This is a genomic window from Streptomyces sp. NPDC025833 (assembly GCF_055558055.1).
The window spans coordinates 269,650-292,710 of sequence record NZ_JBVHNF010000004.1 but is presented as its reverse complement, the minus strand read 5'-3'; the positions used below and the strand labels follow the sequence as shown (position 1 = coordinate 292,710).

General features: G+C 73.4%; 19 protein-coding genes and 1 pseudogene. 14 read left to right on the top strand and 6 right to left on the bottom strand.

What is annotated here, in order from left to right:
* Window positions 1–15: 15 nt before the first annotated feature.
* Window positions 16–198, bottom strand: a complete 183-nt coding sequence (locus ACZ4K2_RS08730; RefSeq protein ID WP_269660093.1) for a ribbon-helix-helix protein, CopG family — start codon at window positions 196–198, stop codon at window positions 16–18.
* A gap of 153 nt (window positions 199–351) precedes the next feature.
* Here ACZ4K2_RS08730 and ACZ4K2_RS08725 point away from each other — a divergent pair, with 153 nt between their 5' ends.
* The 3 genes from ACZ4K2_RS08725 (at window position 352) to thpR (ending at window position 2,892) form a co-directional block, all read left to right on the top strand.
* Complete coding sequence (locus tag ACZ4K2_RS08725; protein WP_467470947.1) at window positions 352–789, top strand: MarR family winged helix-turn-helix transcriptional regulator; 438 nt, start codon at window positions 352–354, stop codon at window positions 787–789.
* A gap of 28 nt (window positions 790–817) precedes the next feature.
* Window positions 818–2,161, top strand: coding sequence for an MFS transporter (locus ACZ4K2_RS08720; RefSeq protein ID WP_467470945.1), 1,344 nt, complete (start codon window positions 818–820; stop codon window positions 2,159–2,161).
* Between the two features lie 158 nt (window positions 2,162–2,319).
* Window positions 2,320–2,892, top strand: a complete 573-nt coding sequence (gene thpR, locus ACZ4K2_RS08715; RefSeq protein WP_467470943.1) for an RNA 2',3'-cyclic phosphodiesterase — start codon at window positions 2,320–2,322, stop codon at window positions 2,890–2,892.
* Between the two features lie 145 nt (window positions 2,893–3,037).
* On the opposite strand, the gene ACZ4K2_RS08710 is transcribed toward thpR, so the two are convergent.
* Window positions 3,038–3,889 (bottom strand): aldo/keto reductase, encoded by an 852-nt coding sequence (locus tag ACZ4K2_RS08710; RefSeq protein WP_467471252.1) that lies wholly within the window; start codon window positions 3,887–3,889, stop codon window positions 3,038–3,040.
* 91 nt (window positions 3,890–3,980) lie between these two features.
* Between ACZ4K2_RS08710 and ACZ4K2_RS08705 the strand changes: the two genes are divergently transcribed.
* From ACZ4K2_RS08705 to ACZ4K2_RS08690, 4 genes are all read left to right on the top strand, one after another.
* A complete protein-coding gene (locus ACZ4K2_RS08705) occupies window positions 3,981–5,630 on the top strand; it encodes a recombinase family protein (RefSeq protein ID WP_467470942.1) in 1,650 nt (549 codons plus the stop codon).
* Between the two features lie 187 nt (window positions 5,631–5,817).
* Window positions 5,818–6,159, top strand: a complete 342-nt coding sequence (locus ACZ4K2_RS08700; RefSeq protein WP_467470940.1) for a hypothetical protein — start codon at window positions 5,818–5,820, stop codon at window positions 6,157–6,159.
* Window positions 6,160–6,191: 32 nt separating this feature from the next.
* Complete coding sequence (locus ACZ4K2_RS08695) at window positions 6,192–6,842, top strand: recombinase family protein (protein ID WP_467470938.1); 651 nt, start codon at window positions 6,192–6,194, stop codon at window positions 6,840–6,842.
* Between the two features lie 68 nt (window positions 6,843–6,910).
* Window positions 6,911–7,900, top strand: coding sequence for an aldo/keto reductase (locus tag ACZ4K2_RS08690; RefSeq protein WP_467470936.1), 990 nt, complete (start codon window positions 6,911–6,913; stop codon window positions 7,898–7,900).
* 138 nt (window positions 7,901–8,038) lie between these two features.
* On the opposite strand, the pseudogene ACZ4K2_RS08685 reads toward ACZ4K2_RS08690, so the two are convergent.
* Together ACZ4K2_RS08685 and ACZ4K2_RS08680 are read right to left on the bottom strand one after the other, a co-directional pair.
* Window positions 8,039–8,188, bottom strand: a pseudogene (locus ACZ4K2_RS08685) (aldo/keto reductase); the annotation flags it as partial.
* 67 nt (window positions 8,189–8,255) lie between these two features.
* Entirely contained in the window at window positions 8,256–8,939 is a 684-nt protein-coding gene (locus tag ACZ4K2_RS08680) for an SGNH/GDSL hydrolase family protein (protein WP_467470934.1), read from the bottom strand.
* A gap of 98 nt (window positions 8,940–9,037) precedes the next feature.
* On the opposite strand from ACZ4K2_RS08680, the gene ACZ4K2_RS08675 reads away from it, so the two are divergent.
* Window positions 9,038–10,003 carry a WD40 repeat domain-containing protein gene (locus ACZ4K2_RS08675; protein ID WP_467470932.1) on the top strand — a complete coding sequence of 322 codons (966 nt, stop codon included), beginning with the start codon at window positions 9,038–9,040 and terminating at the stop codon, window positions 10,001–10,003.
* Between the two features lie 22 nt (window positions 10,004–10,025).
* Here the strand turns inward: ACZ4K2_RS08675 and ACZ4K2_RS08670 are convergent, their stop codons facing one another.
* Together ACZ4K2_RS08670 and serC are read right to left on the bottom strand one after the other, a co-directional pair.
* Window positions 10,026–10,757 carry a hypothetical protein gene (locus ACZ4K2_RS08670; RefSeq protein WP_467470930.1) on the bottom strand — a complete coding sequence of 244 codons (732 nt, stop codon included), beginning with the start codon at window positions 10,755–10,757 and terminating at the stop codon, window positions 10,026–10,028.
* A 202-nt stretch (window positions 10,758–10,959) separates the two neighbouring features.
* Entirely contained in the window at window positions 10,960–12,078 is a 1,119-nt protein-coding gene (gene serC / locus ACZ4K2_RS08665; protein ID WP_467470929.1) for a phosphoserine transaminase, read from the bottom strand.
* A gap of 156 nt (window positions 12,079–12,234) precedes the next feature.
* On the opposite strand from serC, the gene ACZ4K2_RS08660 reads away from it, so the two are divergent.
* The 6 genes from ACZ4K2_RS08660 to ACZ4K2_RS08635 all read left to right on the top strand — a co-directional run bounded on the left by ACZ4K2_RS08660 (window position 12,235) and on the right by ACZ4K2_RS08635 (window position 23,040).
* The gene (locus ACZ4K2_RS08660) at window positions 12,235–15,216 is read left to right on the top strand and encodes an FAD-binding and (Fe-S)-binding domain-containing protein (RefSeq protein WP_467470927.1); all 2,982 of its coding nucleotides are present in this window, start codon (window positions 12,235–12,237) and stop codon (window positions 15,214–15,216) included.
* Between the two features lie 161 nt (window positions 15,217–15,377).
* On the top strand, window positions 15,378–16,343 hold the full coding sequence (locus ACZ4K2_RS08655; RefSeq protein WP_467470925.1) for an EamA family transporter: 966 nt from the start codon (window positions 15,378–15,380) through the stop codon (window positions 16,341–16,343).
* A 778-nt stretch (window positions 16,344–17,121) separates the two neighbouring features.
* Complete coding sequence (locus tag ACZ4K2_RS08650) at window positions 17,122–17,916, top strand: TIGR03084 family metal-binding protein (protein WP_467470924.1); 795 nt, start codon at window positions 17,122–17,124, stop codon at window positions 17,914–17,916.
* Window positions 17,913–19,589, top strand: a complete 1,677-nt coding sequence (locus ACZ4K2_RS08645; protein WP_467470922.1) for an acyclic terpene utilization AtuA family protein — start codon at window positions 17,913–17,915, stop codon at window positions 19,587–19,589. The genes ACZ4K2_RS08650 and ACZ4K2_RS08645 overlap by 4 nt, the downstream gene beginning before the upstream one ends.
* Window positions 19,586–21,184 carry an acyl-CoA carboxylase subunit beta gene (locus tag ACZ4K2_RS08640; RefSeq protein WP_467470920.1) on the top strand — a complete coding sequence of 533 codons (1,599 nt, stop codon included), beginning with the start codon at window positions 19,586–19,588 and terminating at the stop codon, window positions 21,182–21,184. The genes ACZ4K2_RS08645 and ACZ4K2_RS08640 overlap by 4 nt, the downstream gene beginning before the upstream one ends.
* An 8-nt stretch (window positions 21,185–21,192) precedes the next feature.
* On the top strand, window positions 21,193–23,040 hold the full coding sequence (locus ACZ4K2_RS08635; RefSeq protein WP_467470918.1) for an acetyl/propionyl/methylcrotonyl-CoA carboxylase subunit alpha: 1,848 nt from the start codon (window positions 21,193–21,195) through the stop codon (window positions 23,038–23,040).
* Window positions 23,041–23,061 lie beyond the last annotated feature (21 nt).

The following is a 23,061-nucleotide window of genomic DNA, read 5'->3' as shown; positions in this document are numbered from 1 at the left end:
CGCCCGGCCGGGTCCTCAGGTGACCCCGTAGAACTTCTCCGTCTCCTCGACGGCGGTCTGGAACCGCTCGTCGAAGTCATCCCGAATGAGCGTCCGGACGACATAGTCCTGGACGCTCATTCCTCTTTTCGCCGCGTGGTGCCGGAGCCGTTCGAGCAGCTCCCCGTCCATCCGCAGGCTGAGCACGCTGGTCCCCATGGAATGAGGGTCGCCACATCCGGCCGTCCGATGCGTCACTTTTCGGATACGACTCACCCGCGCGGGTGAGTGGAGGGTCCAGTGGCAGGTATCACGGCGCGGGGCGAGTACTCCGGTGTTCCTTAGTCAGGGTAATGAGTTACCCTAAAGAACATGCCGGACCTTACCCATGGCGACGACGCTGCCGCCGTGAACGCTCTCCGCTCCGCCGTGATGCGGCTCTCCCGTCGCCTCAAGCACCAGCGGGTCGACGAGTCGCTGAGCCCCACCGAGATGTCGGTGCTCGGCACCCTCGCCCGCTGCGGCTCGGCCACCCCGGGTGAACTGGCCCGCAAGGAGCACGTCCAGCCGCCGTCGATGACCCGCATCGTCGCGCTGCTCGAAGCCAAGGGCCTGGTGCGGCTGGAGCCGCACCCCGAGGACCGGCGCCAGAAGGTCGTCACCCAGACCGAGCAGGCCGAGGCGATGCTCGAGGAGAGCCGCCGCAAGCGCAACGCGTTCCTGGCCGGTCTGGTCGAGAACCTCGACGAGGACGAATGGGCCGCCGTGCGCGCCGCCGCCCCGGTCCTGGAGAAACTCGCACACCTGTAAGCGCGCCCACCGAAGGAGGCGACCTCTTTTGAGTACGGGATCCGGAGCACCTTCCGCCCCCGCACCGACCGCTGCCACCCCCGTTTCCCCCAAGTCCTCGATGTTCAGCTCGCTGAGGATCCGGAACTACCGCCTCTTCTTCCTCGGCCAGGTCGTCTCCAACACCGGCACCTGGATGCAGCGCATCGCCCAGGACTGGCTCGTCCTCGGCCTCACCGGCTCCTCCGCCGCCGTGGGCATCACGACGGCGCTCCAGTTCCTGCCGATGCTGCTGTTCGGCCTGTACGGCGGGGTCCTGGTGGACCGCCTGCCCAAGCGGCCCGCGCTGCTGGTCACCCAGTCGGCGATGGCCCTCTCCGGGCTGGCGCTCGCCGCGCTGACCCTCTCCGGCCACGTCCAGGTCTGGCACGTCTACGTCGCCGCCTTCGCCGTCGGCCTGGCCACGGTCGTCGACAACCCGGCCCGCCAGTCCTTCGTCTCGGAGATGGTCGGCCCGGACCAGTTGCAGAACGCGGTCAGCCTGAACTCGGCGAACTTCCAGTCCGCCCGGCTCGTCGGCCCCGCCGTCGCCGGCCTGATGATCACCGGTGTGGGCACCGGCTGGGCGTTCCTCGCCAACGGCCTGTCCTTCGCCGCGCCGATCGCGGGCCTGCTGCTGATGCGCGCCCGCGAACTGCACGTGGTCCAGCGCGCGCCGCGCGGCAAGGGGCAGCTGCGGGAGGGGCTGCACTACGTCGCGAAGCGGCCGGAGCTGATCTGGCCGATCGTCCTGGTCGGCTTCATCGGCACCTTCGGCTTCAACTTCCCGGTCTGGCTCTCCGCCTACGCGGACGACGTCTTCCACGCCGGAGCCGGCGGCTACAGCCTCTTCAACACCCTGATGGCCGTCGGCTCCCTGGTCGGGGCCCTGCTGGCCGCCCGCCGCGGCACGGCCCGGCTGCGGGTGCTGATCGCCGCCGCGCTGGCCTTCGGCGCGCTGGAGACGGTGGCCGCGGTGGCGCCGTCGTACTGGCTGTTCGCGCTGCTCATGGTCCCGATCGGCATCTTCGGCCTGACGGTCAACGTCACCGCGAACACGGCGGTCCAGATGGGCACCGATCCCGCCATGCGCGGCCGGGTGATGGCCCTGTTCATGATGGTGTTCATGGGCGGCACCCCGCTGGGCGCGCCGGTGGTCGGCTGGATCACCGACACCTACGGCGCCCGGATCGGCTTCGCGGCCGGCGGTGTGGTGTCGGCCGTCGCGGCCGCCGCGATCGGGCTGGTCCTGACCCGCATCGGAGGCCTGCGGCTGTCGGTGGCCTGGCACCGCGGCCACCCCCGGGTCCGCTTCGTCCCGCGCGAACGCGAGAGCCTGGCGACGGCCGCCTGACCGTGCCCCGGAGCACCCCGGAGGCCCCTGTGGGGCGCTCCGGGGGCCGGGCGTCCGGTGAGACGAGACACCCCGCGCCCCCCGCCGCGGCCGGCGCCCGGCGTCCTCCCGTCCGGCCCGCCGGGTCTGGGATCGTGCGGCCTGGGATCGTGAGGCCCATGAGACTCTTCGCCGCCGTACTGCCCCCGGAGGACGTCGCGGACGAGCTGGCCGCGGAGGTCGCCCGGCTGCGGCGGCTGCCGGGAGCCGACCGGCTGCGCTGGACCGGCCGCCCCGGCTGGCACTTCACCCTCGCCTTCTACGGCGAGGTCGCCGACGACCTCCTCCCCGGCCTGTCGGACCGCCTGGCCCGCGCCGCCCGCCGGGCGGCGCCCCTGACGCTCGCCGTCGCGGGCGGCGGCCAGTTCGGCCGCGGCCGCGCGCTGTGGGCGGGCGCCCGGGGGGACGTGGCGGAGCTGCGGCTGCTGGCCGACCGGGCCGAGGCGGCGGCCCGCAAGGCCGACATCCCGATGGGGGAGCACCGGCACTACACGGCCCACCTGACGCTGGCCCGCGGCCGGGACGCGGTGGACGTCCGGCCGTACGTGGAGCTGCTGCGCGCCTTCGCCGGCCGGAGCTGGACCGTCGGCGACCTGGCGCTGGTGCGGAGCCACCTGCCGAGGTCCGGGACACCGGGCGAGCAGCCGCGGTACGAGGTGGTCGCCCGCTGGGCACTGGGCGCGGGCGGTTAGGCTCGCATACGTGGACCCGAAAACCCGGAACCGGATCATGGCCGGTGTACTCGTGCTGATGTTCGTGGTGGTCGCCCTGGCGTCGGCCGTCAGGTAGCGGCGGGGCGGGGCGGCACCCCTCCCGGAGTGCCGCCCCGCCCGCGGCTCACCAGGCGAACGCCTCCGGCGACGGTCCCGGGCCCGGGAAGATCTCGTCCAGGCCGGTCAGCAGTTCCCCGCTCAGCTCCAGCTCCACGGCCCGCAGCGCCGACGCGAGCTGTCCGGCCGTGCGCGGGCCGACGATCGGGCCGGTCACGCCGGGCCGGGTCAGCAGCCAGGCCAGCGCCACCTCGCCGGGTTCCAGCCCGTGCTTGTCGAGCAGGTCCTCGTACGCCTGGATCCGGGCGCGGGCCGCGGGGTCGTTCAGGGTGTCCGCGGCCCGGCCCGAGGCGCGCCGGCCGCCCCGCACCTCCTTCTTGATGACCCCGCCCAGCAGACCGCCGTGCAGCGGCGACCACGGGATGACGCCGAGGCCGTACTCCCGCGCGGCCGGGATGACCTCCATCTCGGCCCGGCGCTCCGCCAGGTTGTACAGGCACTGCTCGCTGACCAGGCCGATGGTGCCGCCGCGGCGGGCCGCGGCCTCGTTGGCCTGGGCGATCTTGTAGCCGGGGAAGTTGGAGGAACCCGCGTACAGGATCTTGCCCTGCTGGACGAGGACGTCGATCGCCTGCCAGATCTCGTCGAACGGCGTGTTCCGGTCGATGTGGTGGAACTGGTAGAGGTCGATGTGGTCGGTCCGCAGCCGCTTGAGGCTGCCGTCCACCGCGCGGCGGATGTTCAGCGCGGAGAGCTTGTCGTGGTTGGGCCAGGGGGTGCCGCCGTCGGCGCCCATGTCGCCGTACACCTTGGTGGCGAGGACGGTCCTGTCGCGCCGCCCGCCGCCCTTGGCGAACCAGTTCCCGATGATGGACTCGGTCCGCCCCTTGTTCTCACCCCAGCCGTACACGTTCGCCATGTCCAAAGATCAATTTTGACGCCATGATCCGAACCACATACCGTCACCCCTTGTGCACGATGCGTGCTGCAGGGGAGAGGGGAGAACGAGCATGGCGAGAGTTCTGGGTGTGGTCCGTCTGTCGAGGGTGTCGGACGAGACCACATCGCCGGAGCGTCAGCGTCGGTCCATCCAGCGATGGGCCGACCAGGAGGGGCACGTCGTCGTGGGATGGGTCGAGGACATCGACGTGTCCGGCGGGGTAGAGCCGTGGAAGCGCCCGGAGTTCGGCAAGTGGCTGCCTTCGACCATCGGAAAGGAGGTCAGCGTGATCGAGCACAGGATCGCGATGGAGGAGTCGCGCGCCGATGAGTACGACATCCTCTGCGCGCTGAAGATCGACCGCCTCTCGCGGCGCGTGCTGCACGTGCACACTCTCCTGGAGTGGTGCGAGAAGAACGGCAAGGAGGTCGCGACCGTCGAGGACGGGATCAACCTCAACACGCAGATGGGGAAGCTTCTCCTCAGCCTGATCGCGTCCTTCGCGGAGGGGGAGCTCGAAGCCATCAAGGCACGGGCCAAGTCGTCCTACAACCACCTGGTGAAGGAGGGACGCTGGCGCGGTGGCCGCACTCCTTACGGGTACCGCGAGCAGAAGCAAGAGACCGGCGAGGGGTGGAAGCTGGTGCCGGACGACTACGGAACGGACACGGCCGGGACGCTCCGCGAGATCGTTCGCCGTCTCATCGAAGGTGAGTCGGCGAACAGCATTGCGCAGTGGCTCAACGAGGACACGTCCAAGACCCCGACGTCCCTGGACGCCCAGATGATCCGGAGCGGCAAGACCCCGAAGGGGAGCCGCTGGACCGCCGCGAACACGTCCAAGGTCGTGCGCTCCCGCTGTGTCCTGGGGCAGACGGAAGTGACTGAGGAGGTGATGGTTGACGGGAAGAAGGTGAAGCGGACCCGAGTCGTCCGGGACGCTGATGGCCAGCCTCTTCAGCGCGCGGAGCCCTTGATCACGCAGGAGGAGTGGGAGTTGGCCAACAAGAGGCTGGACGAGAACACCAGTCAGCGCAACGGAAACCGCAAGGGCGGCTCACCCCTGCTCCGGGTTGCGTTCTGCGCCTGTGGGGAACCCGCGTATCTCGGCCCCGGCCGCAACTGGCCCTACTACCGCTGCGCCTCGCGGACCACCCACAAGCCGTGCCCGACCGGAAACAAGGGCATTGCGGCGCACACGCTGGAGGACGCCGTGGAGAAGGCGTTCCTACTCGCCGCCGGGGACGTCGAGATCGTCCGGAAGGTTTTCCGTCCCGGAGTGGACTACACACGCGACATCGAGGAAGTGAACCGTGCCTTGGCGGACCTGCGAGAGGACCGCGAGGCGGGGCTCTACTCCAGCGAGCTGGGCAAGCAGGAGTACCGCGAGACGTACAAGCGGCTGGACGCGCGACGCGAGCAGCTCATCGCCCAGCCCACACGGCCGGACACCTGGGAGGAGATCCCCACGGGAGAGACCTACCGGGAGCGGTGGAGCAAGCTGTCGACCCAGCACGAGAAGGGCAAGGAGCTCCGTGCCGCAGGGGCCAAGGCTGTCATTCACGTAGAGCCGATCCGGGGGATGACGGCCGCGCAGGCCATGTCCGTGGACGGCCATGACGGCATGTGGCAGCACCCCGTCGGACGGGTTCAGGTTCTGATCCCGATGGACTTAAAGCAGCGCGTACGCAACATGGCAGCGATTCGCAGCGAAGACTGACGAAGCCGAAGGGCGAGAGGCACCGAGCGGACCCCGAACGCAGGGTCCTCTCGGCCTTTGTAGGATGCCCGGCAGGTCGTCGCCGTCGCTCCCGACCGCACGAGACCGAGTCTGGGCATCACGCCCTGGGCGCCACCTGTGATGAGAGACCGCGCCGTGCGCCTCACAGGTAGGGGCCCGACAAACCGTGGGAGCCATCACCACCAAGGGGCGCAAGCTCCACGAGATGGAGCACGTCCCGTACGAGCAGGCGTTCCTCATTGGCGACCTGCTAACCAGCGACATCACCATGCTCGCCGGCGAGCCCAAGGCCGGGAAGACGAACTTCGCCGCCGGGATGTCCGCCGCCCTCCTGAACGGAGCCGATGAATTCCTCGGCCTCCCCGTGCTGCGCCCCTGCCGCCACATCGTCTTCGGCCTCACGGACGACGGCGCCGAAGGGGAACTCCGCGAGCGGCTGCACGGCGCAGTCCCGAGGGACTCCGTCACCGTCTTTCCCGTGGAGGACACCAGCCAGCCCACCTCCTGACGCTGGGCGCCGACCTCTTCGTCCTCGACAACGTGCTGGGCGCCCTCGGTGACGGTGAGGACGTCGCCTCCTCCGTCACGGCCCGGAACACCATCGACAAGCTCAAGCCGATCAGCAAGTCCGGCATCCCCGTGCTTGCGGTGACGCACACGCCGAAGGGTAACGGCGAGGGGCTCACCACGGCCTCCGCCCCCATCGGCGGGCGGGCGATGGCCGGAGGCGTCCGCGGCGTCATCGTCCTGCGGAAGTCCAAGAAGGGGCGCAGCATCCAGACCGCGATCAACCGGGCCAAGAGCGATCTCGACATCGCGGTCACCATGAGGACGGCGAGCAGCGGCTCGGAAATCCCCGTCTGGGAGCGAGTGGAACCGGGACTCAAGGTCGTCAGCCTGCCGGGTGCACTGGCCAACATCGACCCCGGCACGGCCGACGGCCGCCTCATGCTCCAGGTCGTCGGGGCCATGGCCGAGTTCGAGCGCAGCCTGATCAAGGAGCGCACCCTCGCAGGGCTGGACGCGGCCAGAGCGCAAGGGCGTACCGGTGGACGGCCCGCAGTGATCGACGAGGACATGCTCACCGTCGCCCGCGCCAGACGAGCCAAAGGTGAGAGCGTCAGCGTCATCGCCAAGGCCCTGGGCGTCTCACGTGCCACGCTGTACCGGCACATCGGCGAGGGTGCCTGAGGCAGGCGTACCCGCCGCCCGCCGGACGTCTTGCGTGGAGTGGACTCGAAGGGGTTCGCTTGGCGTCCATGGAATACACGCAGCTGGGACGTACCGGACTCAAGGTCAGCCGCATCGTGCTCGGCACGATGAACTTCGGGCCGCAGACGGATGAAGCCACCAGCCACACCATCATGGATGCTGCGCTCGATGCGGGGCTGAATTTCGTTGACACTGCAAATGTGTACGGGTGGGGCGAGAACAAGGGGCGCACCGAGGAGATCGTAGGTACCTGGTTCGCCAAGGGCGGCGGGCGTCGTGACAAGACGGTCCTGGCCACCAAGGTCTACGGGAACATGGGCGCCGACGGACCGGCCTGGCCCAACCATGACCGGCTCAGCGCCGTGAACATCCGCCGTGCCGTGGACGCTTCCCTCAAGCGGCTCCAGACCGACTACATCGACGTCTACCAGTTCCATCACATCGACCGGTCGACGCCGTTCGAGGAGATCTGGCAGGCGATCGACGTCCTGATCCAACAAGGGAAGATCCTGTACGCCGGTTCCTCGAACTTCCCCGGCTACAAGATCGCCCAGGCCAACGAGATCGCGAAGACACACGGCCGGGTCGGGCTCGTCAGCGAGCAGTGCCTCTACAACCTCGCCGAGCGCCGCGCCGAGATGGAGGTCATCCCTGCCGCGCAGGACTACGGCCTCGGCGTCATCCCGTGGTCGCCGCTACACGGCGGGCTGCTCGGCGGAGTCCTCAAGAAGGAGGCCACGGAGGGGCGCCGGGCGAGCGGGCGGGCCGCCGACGCCCTCAAGGACGCCCGCACGCGCGAGCAGATCCAGGCGTACGAGAACCTGCTCGACAAGCATGGCATCGAACCGGGCGAGGCCGCCCTGGCCTGGCTGCTCACCCGTCCCGGCGTGACAGGACCGATCGTCGGCCCGCGCACGCAGGAGCAGCTTGACTCGGCGCTGCGCGCCCTCGACCTGGCCCTGGGCGCGGAGCTTCTTGCGGCTCTCGACGAGATCTTCCCGGGGCCGGGACCGTCCCCTGAAGCTTTCGCATGGTGACGTAACAAATCTGCATGTGGACCGCTGCTTCCTGCTCTGCGTGCAGGGCGAGTTGGGGGTGGCGGTCGGCGCTCTCCGTGATGCCGTATGCGCGCTGGCGGCACGCTACGATGCAGTCCGGCGTCAGAATTCCTGTTTGGCGGTGTCGAAGAGGTTGATGCCCGCGTCCAGCGCCGCGTCCATGATCGCGTGACTGTCGGCCTCGTCGGTCTGCGGACCGAAGTTCATCGTCCCGAGGACGAGCCGGCCGACCTTCAGTCCCGTGCGTCCGAGCTGCGTGTACTCCATGGTCCACCAGCCAACGGCGTGGAGTGCGCTCTAGGCAAGGCCCCATCCGCGCCGCGCCGGGAACCGCTCAGTGCGGGCCGGCCGTGTGCTCCCGCCCGATCCCCCACGCCTCCCGCATCGCCCCGGCGAAGGCCCCGGCGATCAGGTGCTCTCCGCGCGCGTTGGGGTGGGTGCCGTCGTAGGTGTCGGTGTGCCAGTCGTACGACTCGGGCGGCGAGGCCAGCAGCAGCGGTGAGCGGGGCTCGTCCAGGTCGGCGACCGCCTTGCCGAGCAGGACGTTGAACCGGTCCACCTGCTCGGCGAAGAGCGCGTCCGTCTCGGCCCGGACGTTCGGCACGACCGGCAGCAGCACCATGCGGACCCGCGGGCGGGCCCCGCGGGCGTGCGCGACGAAGGCCCGCACGTTCTCCGCGGTCTGCTCGGCGTTCGTGTAGAAGCCCAGGTCGATCAGGCCGAGGGAGACCAGCAGGACGTCGGGCCGGTGGGTCCGGACCGCGTCGCCGATCAGCGGGGCCATGTGCAGCCAGCCCTCGCCCCAGCCCGCCAGGTGGCCGCGGGGGAAGCCGGGTTCGGCGTAGGCGAGGGACGTCGGGGCGTCGGCCTGCTTGTCGTACAGCGTCTCGCGCGGGCCGACGAAGGTGAACGGGCCGCCGTACGCCGTGCACAGGTGCCGCCACAGCCGGTGACGCCACGTGTGTTCGCCCGCGCTCCCGATCGTCATGCTGTCGCCCACGGGCATGAACCTGAGCATCCGGTCATGATGGACGACGGCCGGCGCCGGCGGGCTCGCGGGGTCCGTGCGGCGGACCGCGTCCGCTGAACCCCCGCCGGTGATGGCAGTCTTGGGGCATGCGTCGATCGTCCGCCGTCCTCGCCGGGGTGCTCCTCGCCGGCGCCTGCGCACTGCCCGCCTCCGCCGCCGACGGGCTCGGCGACCAGGGGTTCACCATCAAGGACCCGAGGATCACCGAGTCCAGCGGGCTCGCCGCCTCCCGGCGGCACCCGGGGATCTACTGGACGCACAACGACAGCGACGACGGACCGTACCTGTACGCCGTGGACAGCGCCACCGGCAACACCGTGGCCCGGGTCACCCTGCGCGGCATCGGTTCCCCGCGCGACGTCGAGGCGATCTCCATGGGGCCGGACGACGAGATCTACGTCGGGGACATCGGCGACAACTTCGGCGGCCGGTGGCCGTACGTGTGGATCTACCGGCTGCCCGAGCCGAAGCGGCTGACGGACCAGACGGTCACGGCCACGCAGTACGTCGTCACGTACGAGGACGGGCCGCGCGACGCCGAGTCGCTGCTCGTGCACCCGAAGACCGGCCGCGTCTACATCATCGACAAGAAGGAGGACGGCGGGCACCTGTACGAGGGCCCGGCCACCCTCTCCGCGTCGGGCAGGAACGTCTTCAAGCCGATCGCCCCCGTCGACCTGTGGGCCACCGACGCCGCCTTCTCCCCGGACGGCCGCCGGCTCGCGGTGCGCGGGTACTTCGGCGGCGTCCACTACGACTGGAACGGCGGCCGGATCAAGCGGAAGGGCCGCCTGGACGTGCCCCTCCAGGGGCAGGGCGAGTCCGTCTCGTACTCCGCCGACGGCACCCGGCTGATGTACGGCAGCGAGGGCGTGAACAGCTCCGTGCGGGCGGTGGACGCCCCCGACGGGCCCGCCGCGTCCGCGTCGGCCGGCGGCGGGGGGAGCGCGGCGGCGCAGCAGGACGACGGCCCGGGCCTCACGGTCGGCGCCGTGCTGCTCGTGGCCGGTGTGGCCGCCTTCTTCGGGCTGCGGCGGCTGCGGCGGAGCTGAACCGTCCCGCGCGGACGGGGCGTTACCGCAGGCAGCCCGGCGCCGGGAACGCGGTGGTGCTCGCGGGGTGGCCGCCGCCCTCCATGTCGGTGAGGAGCCTGGGGGCCTTCCCGCGCGGGTCCAGGATGCGGGCGACGAACCCGGCGCTCGCGGGCAGCGAGGGGTGGGCGCGGTCGACGACGCCGCCGAAGCGCGTGCCGTCACCGGCGTCCTTGAAGAACGCCGACGGCCCGTCGGGGCCGTTGCTCAGCACGGCGACGGCCCCGGCCCCGATGGCCTGCTCCGTGACGATGGTGCAGCCCCGGGCGTCGGGCGTGCCGGCCTTCGGGAGCGCGTAGCCGCGTGGTCCGCCCTTGGCGCCGGTCACCCGGAGGACGGGCGCGGAGCCGCCGGCGCCGACCAGGCGCAGGGAGAGGCCGCGCTGCTCGGACGCGGTGTGCTTCCGGTCGAGCCCGTCCAGCACCCGGTACAAGTAGGTGTCACCGGGCCGCCAGTGCTTCGGCACCGCGCGGATCCACGCCTCGGGGCCGCCCGCCCCGGGGTCGTCGCGCAGGACGGCCACCAGGTCCTCGCCGATGGCGACGGCCCGGCCCGCGTAGCGGGCGTTCGGGTCGGTCCTGGCCGCGGCCCCGGCGGCCGGGGCGACGGGCGCGGCCGGGGCGGCGGCCGCCGGCAGGACGGCGGTGGCGCCCAGCGCGGTCAGGAGGACCGAGGCGGTCAGGAGGGTGCGGCGGCTGCGGGCGAACACGGGCACGGGAGGGCTCCTCGGAGCGGATTCGACAGCGAACGGAGCGCCGGTCTCCACCATTGTGTCCGCGCCGGCCCCTCACCCGCCCGCCCGTGTGCGCCGGGGCTTCGAGGGCCGAGCGGTCCTGGGACGCGGGTCCGGGCGCCGGGATGCGCGAAGGGCGCCCGGTGTCGGACACCGGGCGCCCTTCCCTGGCGTGGGCGAGAGGTCAGAGCTTCTCGATCACGTAGTCGACGCACTTCGTCAGGGCCTCGACGTCCGCCGGGTCGATCGCCGGGAACATCGCGACGCGGAGCTGGTTGCGGCCGAGCTTGCGGTACGGCTCGGTGTCGACGACGCCGTTCGCGCGCAGCACCTTGGCGACGGCCGCGGCGTCGATCTCGTCGGAGAAGTCGATCGTGCCGATGACCTGCGAGCGCTTGGCCGGGTCGGTGACGAACGGGGTGGCGTGCTTGGACTCCTCCGCCCAGTTGTACAGGCGGGTCGAGGAGTCCTTCGTGCGGGCCGTGGACCAGGCGAGACCGCCCTGGCCGTTCAGCCACTCCAGCTGCTCGTTGAGCAGGAAGAGGGTGGCGAGGGCCGGGGTGTTGTACGTCTGGTTCTTGCGGGAGTTGTCGATCGCCGTGGGCAGGCTGAAGAACTCCGGGATGTGACGGCCGGAGGCGTGGATCCGCTCGGCGCGCTCGATCGCGGCCGGGGAGAAGACGCCGATCCACAGGCCGCCGTCGGAGGCGAAGGACTTCTGCGGGGCGAAGTAGTAGACGTCCGTCTCGGCGATGTCGACCGGCAGGCCGCCCGCGCCCGAGGTGGCGTCCACGAGGACGAGCGCGCCCTCGTCGGCGCCGGCCGGGCGCCGGATCGGCATGGCGACACCGGTGGAGGTCTCGTTGTGGGTGAGGGCGTAGACGTCGGCGCCCGCCTCGGCCCGCGCCTCCGGGTGGGTGCCCGGGTCGGCGGCGACGACGGTCGGCTCGGCCAGCCAGGGGGCGAGCTTGGCCGCCTTGGCGAACTTGGAGGAGAACTCGCCGAAGGTCAGGTGCTGCGACTTGTTCTCGATCAGACCGTGCGTGGCGATGTCCCAGAAGGCGGTGGAGCCGCCGTTGCCGAGGACGACCTCGTAGCCCTCGGGCAGGGAGAACAGCTCGGAGATGCCCTCGCGGACCTTGCCGACCAGGTTCTTGACCGGCGCCTGGCGGTGGGAGGTGCCCAGCAGGGACGTACCGGTGGCGGCGAGGGCGTCCAGCGCCTCGGTCCGCACCTTGGAGGGGCCAGCGCCGAATCGTCCGTCGGCGGGCTTGATGTCAGCGGGAATCTGGATGTCGGCCACGTGAGGAGGTTAACCGCTGGCGGAAAGCGCCGTGGAGGGGTGTCCGTCCGATGAGACGAGATCGCCCGGTCATGTGATGGTGCTGTCGTACGACGATCGGTACGGGGTTGTGGACAACTCGTGGTGACTGTCCGTGTGCGGATGCATCCTGGACCCATGACGGAACGAGCGGATGCCGGGGGCGCCGGGGATGTCGCGGGCGCCGGGGACGCCGGGGAACTCGCGGCGGCGCTGCGCGGGGCCGTCCGGGGCGAGGTCGGCTTCGGCGTCACCGCCCGGGCGCTGACCACCATGGACGCGTCCAACTACCGGCGGGTGCCGCTCGGCGTCGTGGCGCCGCGGGACGCCGACGACGTGGCCGCCGTGCTGGAGGTCTGCCGGGCGCGCGGGGTGCCCGTGGTGGCGCGCGGCGGCGGCACGTCGATCGCCGGGCAGGCGACCGGCACCGGCGTGGTGCTGGACTTCACCCGGCACATGACCGGCCTGCTGGCGCTCGACCCCGGCAGCCGCACGGCCGTCGTGCAGCCCGGGCTCGTCCTCGACCGGCTCCAGGAGGCCGCGGCCCCGCACGGACTGCGGTTCGGCCCCGACCCCTCCACGCACGGCAGGTGCACGCTCGGCGGGATGATCGGCAACAACTCCTGCGGCTCCCACTCGGTCGCCTGGGGCACGACCGCCGACAACGTCCGGGAGCTGTCCGTGGTCACCGCGCGCGGGCGGCGGCTGCGGCTCGGCCCCGGCTGGGCCGGCGCCCCCGACGGGCTGCGGCAGCTCGCCGAGGCCGAACCGGCCCGGCTGCGCACCGGCTTCCCGGACCTGCCCCGCCGCATCTCCGGTTACGCGCTGGACGCGCTGCTGCCCGAGAAGGGCGCGGACGTGGCCCGCTCCTTCTGCGGCTCCGAGGGCACCCTCGCCGTCCTCACCGAGGCCGTCGTCCGCCTGGTCGACGACCCGCCCGCCCGGGCCCTGGCCGTCCTGTCCTACGCCGACGAGGGCGCCGCCGCCGAGGCCGCGGCGGGCCTGCTGCCCTTCCGGCCGCTCACGGTGGAGGGCATGGCCGCCGACCTGGTGCCGGCCGGGTCCGGGCTGCCGCCGGGCGGCGCCTGGCTCTTCGTGGAGACCGGCGGCCGGACGGCGGCGGAGGCAGCCGCGCGTGCGCGGGAGATCGTGCGCGCGGCCGACGTCGTCGACGCGCTGGTCGTGACCGACACGGCGGCCCGGCGCGGGCTGTGGCGCATCCGCGAGGACGCGAGCGGTACGGCCACCCGGATGCCGGACGGCACGGAGGCGTGGCCCGGCTGGGAGGACTGCGCCGTGCCGCCCGCCCGGCTCGGCGCCTACCTGCGCGACTTCCGGGCCCTGCTGACGGCCCACGGGCTGCGCGGCACGCCGTACGGCCACTTCGGTGACGGCTGCATCCACGTCCGCGTCGACTTCGACCTGCTGACCCCGGCCGGCGTCGGCCGCTTCCGCCGCTTCTCCGAGGAGCTGGCCGACCTGGTGGTGGCCCACGGCGGCTCACTGTCCGGGGAGCACGGCGACGGGCAGGCCCGCGCGGAGCTGCTGCCCCGGATGTACGGCGCGCGGACGGTCGCGCTGTTCGAGCGGGCCAAGGCGGTCTGGGACCCGGACGACCTGCTCAACCCGGGCATGCTGGTCCGTCCGGCGCGGCTGGACGAGAACCTGCGCTTCGCGGTGCTGCCCCGCCGCCCGGTCGACGTCGCCTTCGGCTACCCGGCGGACGGCGGCGACTTCCGCGCGGCCGTCCGCCGCTGCGTCGGCGTCGCCAAGTGCCGTACGGCCACGGCGGCCGGCCCCGACGTGATGTGCCCCTCGTTCCGGGTCACCGGGGAGGAGGAGCACTCCACACGCGGCCGGGCCCGGCTGCTGCACGAGATGCTCGCCGGCGAGCTGGTCACCGACGGCTGGCGGTCCACGGAGGTCCGGGACGCGCTCGACCTCTGCCTGTCCTGCAAGGGCTGCCGTTCGGACTGCCCGGTCGGCGTGGACATGGCCACCTACAAGGCCGAGTTCCTGCACCACCACTACGCGGGCCGCCGCCGCCCCGCCGCCCACCACAGCATGGGCCGGCTGCCGCGGTGGCTCCGCTGGACCGCCCGCACCCGCACGGCCGTCCTGGTCAACGCCCTCGCCGCGGTGCCCCCGCTGGCCCGCCTCGGCAAACGGCTGGCCGGGATCGCACCGGAGCGGGAGATCCCGCGCCTGGCCCCGCGGACGTTCACCGGGTGGTGGCGCGGGCGGCAACCCGTGCCGGAGACGGGGGGCGCCCGGCCGGGCGCCGGGGACCTGGTCGTCCTCTGGCCGGACACCTTCACCGAGCACCTGTCCCCGTCCGTCGGCCGGGCCGCCGTCCGGGTCCTGGAGGCCGCCGGACTGCGGGTGGCCCTCCCGCCCACACTGCTGCCCGGCCGCGGGACGCGCCGCGCGGCGCTCGCGGACGGCCGGACCCGGGCGGCGACCGCCCTCCTGCGGGCCCGCCGGGCCCGGGTCTGCTGCGGCCTGACCTATGTCTCCACCGGCCAGCTCGACCGCGCCCGTGCCGTGCTGCGCCGCACCCTGGACCTGATGGAGCCGGTGCTGCGGGCCGGTGTCCCCGTCGTCGTCCTGGAGCCGAGCTGCGCCGCCGCCCTGCGCACCGACCTGCCGGACCTCCTGCCCGACGACCCGCGCGCCGCCGCGCTGGCCGCCGCGGTGCGCACCTTCGCCGAGACCCTGGAGCGGCACGCCCCGCACTGGACCCCGCCCGCCGTCGGCCGCCCGGTCGCCGGTCAGACCCACTGCCACCAGCACGCGGTGCTCGGCAACGCCCCCGAGCGCCGGCTGCGCGCCGCGGCCGGCCTCACCGGCGAGCTGAGCGGGGGCTGCTGCGGCCTGGCCGGCGACTTCGGCTTCACCCGGGGCCATTACGAGGTCTCCCGGGCCTGCGCGGAGGAACGGCTCCTGCCGTCGGTGCGGCAGGCGCCCGAGGACGCGGTGGTCCTCGCCGACGGGTTCTCCTGCCGCATTCAGCTGGAGCAGCTCGGCGGGATCCGGGGCCGTCACCTGGCGGAGGTGCTGGCGGAGGCGCTGGACGAGACCCTGGAGGAGACGCTGGACGAGGGAGGCGCGGCGAGATGACCCGGGAGTACGGACGGCCGACGGCACACCGGCGGCACGTCGGCGGCACACCGGCGGCACGCCGGCGGAATCCCGGTGGCCGTCTCGGCAGACAAGACAGCCGCTTGAAGGGTGCACGCACCTGACCGAGTCCATTACCCTGGACCTGACAGTACATCGCGATGGACGAACCCGATCAAGCACCTGGACCGCCCGTGACCGCCCCATCCAGCACCACCACACAGTCCCCGGTCACGCCCGCCGGAGCGCCGCCCCGGCCGGGCGCGCTGGGCCCCGTCGGGCTGGTGCTGGCCGGCTGCATCTCGGTGCAGTTCGGCGGAGCCCTGGCCGTCACCCTGATGCCCCGGGCGGGTGCCGCGGGCGTGGTGACCCTGCGCCTCGTCGCCGCGGCGATCGTCCTGCTCGTGGTCTGCCGCCCCCGCCTGCGCGGGCACTCGCGCGCGGACTGGGGCACGGTGGTCGCCTTCGGCATCGCCATGGGCGGGATGAACGGCCTCTTCTACGAGGCGGTCGCCCGCATCCCGCTGGGTCCGGCGGTCACCCTGGAGGTCCTCGGCCCGCTGGCCCTGTCCGTCCTGGCCTCCCGCCGCGCGATCAACCTGCTCTGGGCCGGTCTGGCCCTCGGCGGTGTGTTCCTGCTCGGCGGCGGGGGATTCGGCGACATGGACCCCACCGGTGTCGCCTTCGCCCTGGGCGCGGGCGCCATGTGGGCGGCCTACATCATCTTCAGTGCGCGTACGGGCCGCCGCTTCCCCCAGGCGGACGGTCTGGCCCTGGCCATGGCGGTGGCCGCCCTCCTCTTCCTGCCGATCGGCGTCGCCACGGCGGGCACCCGCCTGCTCGCCCCGACCACCGTCGCCCTCGGCTCGGCGGTGGCCCTGCTCTCCTCGGTGCTGCCCTACACCCTCGAACTCCTGGCCCTGCGGAGGCTGCCCGCCTCCACGTTCGCGATCCTGATGAGCCTCGAACCGGCGATCGCGGCGACGGCCGGCTTCCTGGTCCTCGGCCAGTCCCTGTCGGCACCGGAGGCCGCCGCCATCTCCCTGGTCATCGCGGCCAGCATCGGCGCGGTCCGCACCCAGGTGGGCCGAGGCAGGCCCCGCCTGAAGCGCCCCCCGGAGGCCTGACCCCGGACGCCCCGGACATCCCGGACCTGATTCCCCGGGCCCGGGTGCCCGGGGCTGCGGCTTCTCGGCCCCGGCCTTCCGGCCCCGGCCTTCCGGCCCGGCCTTCCGGCCCGGCCTTCGGTCCTGGCCCTCGGCCGTCCGGTTCCGGCCTCCCGGCCCTGGTTCCCGGCTCTCCGGTCCCTGAGCCCGGTCATCCGGACCGGCCCTCCTGGCCTCCGGCGCCCGGCCCTACGGTCCTGAGGACTCCGCCCGACCCGCCGTGCCCGGCGGCGCCCACGCGTGCGGGGGCCCCGACACGGCAAGCCGGGCAGGGCGCCCACAGCCGGAGGGCCGGGCACGGAAGGCGGGGAGCCCCCGGATTGGAGCACCACCCGACTTGCCGTGCCCGGTCCCTAGGTGGTGGGAGCTTCCGGGCCTCGCCCTGCCCCGTCCGGTCTACCGGCTCTCCGCCCCCCGGAGCCTGAGCCCGGCGGTCATCCGGCCCGCCCCGGCTCTCCGCGCCCGGCCCTCCGCTCACGGAGGCTCGCAGCCTCGGCTGCCCGCGCCCGGTCTCCCGGTCCCCGACCCTCCCGACCCGGCCGTCGGCCCTGCCGCTCCCGGGGCCACCGGATCCACCCCGTCCGTCGCACCCCCAGCCCGCACCCTCGCTGCCCCACTCGCGTCTCGCCACTCGCCCTCCCCCCCCCACCTCCCCGCCACGCGCGCCCCCCCCACTACGCGCCCCCAAATTAATGCAAGCACGCTTGATTGTTTCTCGCGCCGCTGTCATGCTCCCCCCATGTCCGATCCGACGCCCGTCTTCGATGACCTGCGCGAGGAAAGTGACCGACTCGACGAGATCGTGGGCGAGTTGAGTGCCGAGCGGTGGGCGCTCGCGACCCCCGCGCCGCGCTGGACCGTCGCCCACCAGATCGCCCACCTGCACTGGACCGACCGGGCCGCCCTGCTCGCCGTGACGGACCAGGACGGTTTCCAGGGGGCCGCGGAGCACGCGCTCACCGCCCCCGCCTCCTTCGTGGACGACGCCGCCCGGGAGGGCGCCCGTACCGCCCCCGCCGAGCTGCTCGCCCGCTGGCGGGAGGGCAGGACCGCGCTGGACCGGGCGCTGCGGGCGGCACCGGAGGGAGCCCGGTTCCCGTGGTTCGGGCCGCCCATGTCGGCCGCCTCGATGGCCACGGGCCGGCTCATGGAGACCTGGGCCCACGGCCAGGACGTGGCGGACGCCCTCGGTGTGGTGCGCACCCCCACCGACCGGCTCCGGCATGTGGTCCGCATCGGGGTGCGGGCGCGGGACTTCGCCTTCGGCGCGCACGGCCTGCCGGTGCCGGAGGAGGAGTTCCGCGTCGAGGTGACCGCGCCCTCGGGCGGGCTGTGGACCCACGGTGCCGCCGACGCCCGGCAGCGCGTCACCGGCCCCGCGCTCGACTTCTGCCTGCTGGTCACCCAGCGCGCCCACCGCGCCGACCTCGCCCTGACGGCCGTGGGCCCGGACGCCGACCGCTGGCTCGACCTCGCCCAGGCCTTCGCGGGCCCGCCCGGCACCGGGCGCCCGCCGAAGGGGGCCGCCCGGTGAACCCGCTGCGCGTCGGCAACTTCTCCGGCTTCTACGGCGACCGCGCGAGCGCCCTGCGCGAGATGCTCACCGGCGGCGAACTCGACGTCCTCACCGGTGACTACCTCGCCGAACTCACCATGCTCATCCTCGCCCGGGACCGGCTGAAGGACCCGTCGGCCGGCTACGCCCGCACCTTCCTGCGCCAGTTGGAGGACTGCCTCGGCCTCGCCCACGAGCGCGGGGTCCGGATCGTCACCAACGCCGGCGGTCTCAACCCGGCCGGGCTCGCCGACGGCGTGCGGGCGCTGGCCGGCCGGCTCGGCATCCCGCTCCGGGTCGCGCACGTCGAGGGCGACGACCGCACCGCCGCGTTCCCCGGCGCCCTCGCCGCCCACGCCTACCTCGGCGGCTTCGGCATCGCCGAGTGCCTGCGGGCCGGCGCCGACGTGGTGGTCACCGGCCGGGTGACCGACGCGGCCCTCGTCACCGGCCCCGCCGCCGCCCACTTCGGCTGGCGGCCCGGGGAGTACGACCGGCTCGCCGGCGCGGTCGTCGCCGGGCACGTGCTGGAGTGCGGGACACAGGCGACCGGCGGGAACTACGCCTTCTTCCGCGAGGGGGACGTGCGCCGGCCCGGCTTCCCGGTCGCCGAGATCCACGCCGACGGCGGCTGCGTCGTCACCAAGCATCCGGGCACCGGCGGCTTCGTGGACGTGGGCACGGTCACCGCGCAACTGCTGTACGAGACCGGCGGCGGGCGGTACGCGGGGCCCGACGTCACCGCCCGGCTGGACACCGTACGACTGAGCCAGGACGGGCCGGACCGGGTGCGGATCGAGGGGGTGCGCGGCGAGCCGCCGCCGCCGACGCTCAAGGTCGGGCTCAACCGGCTCGGCGGCTTCCGCAACGAGGTCGTCTTCGTCCTCACCGGGCTCGACGTCGAGGCCAAGGCGGCCCTGGTGCGCGAGCAGCTCGCCGACGCGCTCACCGAGGCCCCGCCCGCCGAGGTGCGCTGGGACCTGGTGCGCACCGACCGGGCCGACGCCGGCACCGAGGAGACGGCCAGCGCGCTGCTGCGGCTCGTCGTACGCGACCCGGACCAGCAGGTCGTGGGACGGGCGCTGAGCGGGGCCGCCGTGGAACTCGCGCTCGCCAGCTACCCGGGCTTCCATGTGCTGGCACCACCGGAGAAGGCCGCCCCCTATGGGGTGTTCGAGGATGTGTACGCCCCACATGGGGACGTCGACCATGTGGCCGTACTCCATGACGGACGCCGGGTCCCTGTGCCGGGGCCCGGGGAGACGCGGGCCCTGGACGCCGTACCGCCCCCGCCGCCGCCGGAACCGCTGCCGCCCGGTCCGGTCCGCCGGGCCCCCCTCGGCCTCGTCGCCGGGGCCCGCAGCGGCGACAAGGGCGGGAACGCGAACGTCGGGGTGTGGGCGCGGACGGACGACGCCTGGCGGTGGCTCGCGCACACCCTGACCACCGGCACGTTCCGGCGACTGATCCCGGAGAGCCGGGACCTGCCCGTGACCCGGCACCCGCTGCCGAACCTGCGCGCCCTCAACTTCGTCGTCGAGGGCGTCCTCGGGGCCGGCGTCGCCGCCCGGCACCGCTTCGACCCGCAGGCGAAGGCCCTCGGCGAATGGCTGCGCTCCCGCCACCTGGACATCCCGGAGACCCTGCTGTGACGGTTCTGAGGACCGCTCTCGACCCCACCGGCCCCGACTACCCGGCCCACCGCGAGGCCATGCTCGCCAAGCTCACCGATCTGGCGGCAGAGCACGCCAAGGCGCTCGCGGGCGGCGGCGAGAAGTACGTCGCCCGGCACCGCGGACGCGGCAAGCTGCTCGCCCGCGAGCGCGTCGAACTGCTGCTGGACCCCGACACCCCGTTCCTGGAGCTGTCCCCGCTGGCCGCCTGGGGCAGTGACCACCGCGTCGGCGCCTCCCTCGTCACCGGCATCGGCGTGGTCGAGGGCGTGGAGTGCCTGATCACCGCCAACGACCCGACGGTGCGCGGCGGCGCGAGCAATCCGTGGAGCCTGAAGAAGGCCCTCCGCGCCAACGACATCGCCCTCGCCAACCGGCTGCCCTGCATCAGCCTGGTCGAGTCCGGCGGCGCCGACCTGCCCTCGCAGAAGGAGATCTTCATCCCCGGCGGCGCCGTCTTCCGGGACCTCACCAGGCTCTCCGCCGCCGGCATCCCGACCGTCGCCGTGGTCTTCGGCAACTCCACCGCGGGCGGCGCCTACGTCCCCGGCATGTCCGACCACGTGATCATGGTCAAGGAGCGGGCGAAGGTGTTCCTCGGCGGCCCGCCGCTGGTGCGGATGGCGACCGGTGAGGAGAGCGACGACGAGTCCCTGGGCGGCGCCGAGATGCACGCGCGCGTGTCCGGCCTCGCCGACCACTTCGCCGTGGACGAACCGGACGCGCTGCGCCAGGCCCGCCGGGTGGTCGCCCGCCTCAACCACCGCAAGGCGTACCCCGACCCGGGGCCGGCCCGGCCGCCCGCGTACGACCCGGAGGAGCTGCTGGGCATCGTCCCCGGCGACCTCAGGACGCCCTTCGACCCGCGCGAGGTCATCGCCCGGATCGTCGACGGCTCCGACTTCGACGAGTTCAAGCCGCTGTACGGCACCAGCCTGGTCACCGGCTGGGCCGCGCTGCACGGCTATCCGGTCGGCGTGCTGGCCAACGCGCGGGGCGTCCTGTTCAGCGCCGAGTCGCAGAAGGCCGCCCAGTTCATCCAGCTCGCCAACCAGCGCGACATCCCGCTGCTCTTCCTGCACAACACGACCGGCTACATGGTCGGCAAGGAGTACGAGCAGGGCGGCATCATCAAGCACGGCGCCATGATGATCAACGCGGTGAGCAACAGCCGGGTCCCGCACCTGTCGGTCCTCATGGGCGCCTCCTACGGCGCCGGGCACTACGGCATGTGCGGCCGCGCCTACGACCCGCGCTTCCTGTTCGCCTGGCCCAGCGCCAAGTCCGCCGTGATGGGCCCGCAGCAGCTCGCCGGCGTGCTGTCGATCGTGGCCCGGCAGTCCGCGGCGGCGAAGGGCACGCCGTACGACGAGGAGGCGGACGCCGCCCTGCGCACCATGGTGGAGCAGCAGATCGAGTCCGAGTCGCTGCCCATGTTCCTGTCGGGGCGGCTGTACGACGACGGCGTCATCGACCCGCGCGACACCCGCACCGTCCTCGGCCTCTGCCTCTCCGCCCTGCACACCGCCCCCTACGAGGGCGCGCGCGGCGGCTTCGGCGTCTTCCGGATGTGAGGGACCACGTGATCGCGAACGTGCTCGTCGCCAACCGCGGCGAGATCGCCTGCCGTATCTTCCGCACCTGCCGTGAACTGGGCATCCGCACGGTCGCGGTGCACTCCGACGCCGACGCGGGCGCGCTGCACACGCGCATGGCCGACTCGGCGGTACGGCTGCCGGGCGCGGCCCCCGCCGAGACGTACCTGCGCGGCGACCTGATCGTGCGGGCCGCCCTCGCGGCCGGCGCCGACGCCGTGCACCCGGGCTACGGCTTCCTCTCCGAGAACGCCGGGTTCGCCCGCGCGGTCCTCGACGCCGGACTGGTCTGGATCGGCCCGCCGCCCGAGGCCGTCGAGGCCATGGCGTCCAAGACCCGCGCCAAGCGGCTGATGGGCCTTCCGCCGCTGGACGCGGCCGACGTCACCGAGGCCGACCTGCCGGTCCTGGTGAAGGCGGCGGCGGGCGGCGGGGGCCGCGGCATGCGGATCGTGCGCCGCGCGGACGAGCTGCCGGCCGCGCTGGAGGGCGCGCGCGCCGAGGCCGCCGCCGCCTTCGGCGACGGCGAGGTCTTCGTGGAGCCGTACCTGGAGCACGGCCGCCACGTGGAGGTGCAGATCCTCGCCGACACCCACGGCACCGTCTGGCCGCTCGGCACCCGGGACTGCTCCCTCCAGCGCCGCCACCAGAAGGTCGTCGAGGAGGCCCCGGCGCCCGGTCTCGGCGACCGGCTCGCGCAGGAGCTGCGCACGCTGTCCGTACGCGCCGCCCGCGCCGTCTCCTACGTCGGCGCCGGCACGGTCGAGTTCCTGGTCGCCGACGGCCGTGCGCACTTCCTGGAGATGAACACCCGCCTCCAGGTCGAACACCCGGTCACGGAGGCCGTGTTCGGGCTCGACCTGGTCGCGGAGCAGATCCGGATCGCCGAGGGCCACGCCCTGGCGGCCGAACCGCCACGCGCGCGCGGGCACGCGGTCGAGGCCCGCCTGTACGCCGAGGACCCCGCCCGCGACTGGGCACCGCAGACCGGCACCCTGCACCGCCTCGCCGTACCGGCCGGCGTCCGCCTGGACACCGGCTACGCCGACGGCGACACCATCGGCGTCCACTACGACGCCATGCTCGCCAAGGTCGTCGCCCACGCCCCCACCCGCGCGGAGGCGGTCCGGCGGCTCGCCGGCGCCCTGGAGTCGGCCGCCGTGCACGGCCCGGTGACCAACCGCGACCTGCTCGTCCGCTCCCTGCGGCACGAGGAGTTCACGGCCGCCCGCATGGACACCGGCTTCTACGACCGCCACCTCGCAGAGCTGACCGCGGCCGCCCCGGACCCGTACGCGCCCCTGGCCGCAGCCCTCGCCGACGCCCACGGCCGCTCCCGCTTCGGCGGCTGGCGCAACGTCCCCTCGCAGCCGCAGGTCAAGCGGTACGCGATGGCGGGGGAGGAGCACGAGGTCCGCTACCGGCACACCCGGCAGGGCCTCGCGGCCGACGGGGTCGTGGTCGTGCACGCGGACGCCGCTCTCGTCATCCTGGAGATCGACGGCGTGCGGCGCCGGTTCGAGGTCGCCCGCTACGGCGACCGGGTCCACGTCGACGCCGCCGTCCTCACCGCCCTGCCCCGCTTCCCCGATCCGGCGGCCCAGCTCGCCCCCGGCTCCCTGCTCGCGCCGATGCCCGGCACCGTCGTACGGGTCGCCGAGGGACTGGCGGAGGGGGTGGCCGTCGAGGCCGGGCAGCCCCTGATCTGGCTGGAGGCCATGAAGATGCAGCACCTGATCTCGGCACCCGCCGCGGGCACGCTCACCGCCCTGCACGTCGAGCCCGGCCGGCAGGTGGAGCCGGGCCTGCTGCTGGCGGTGGTGCGGCCCGCCTGAGGGCCCGCAGCCGCACCCGCA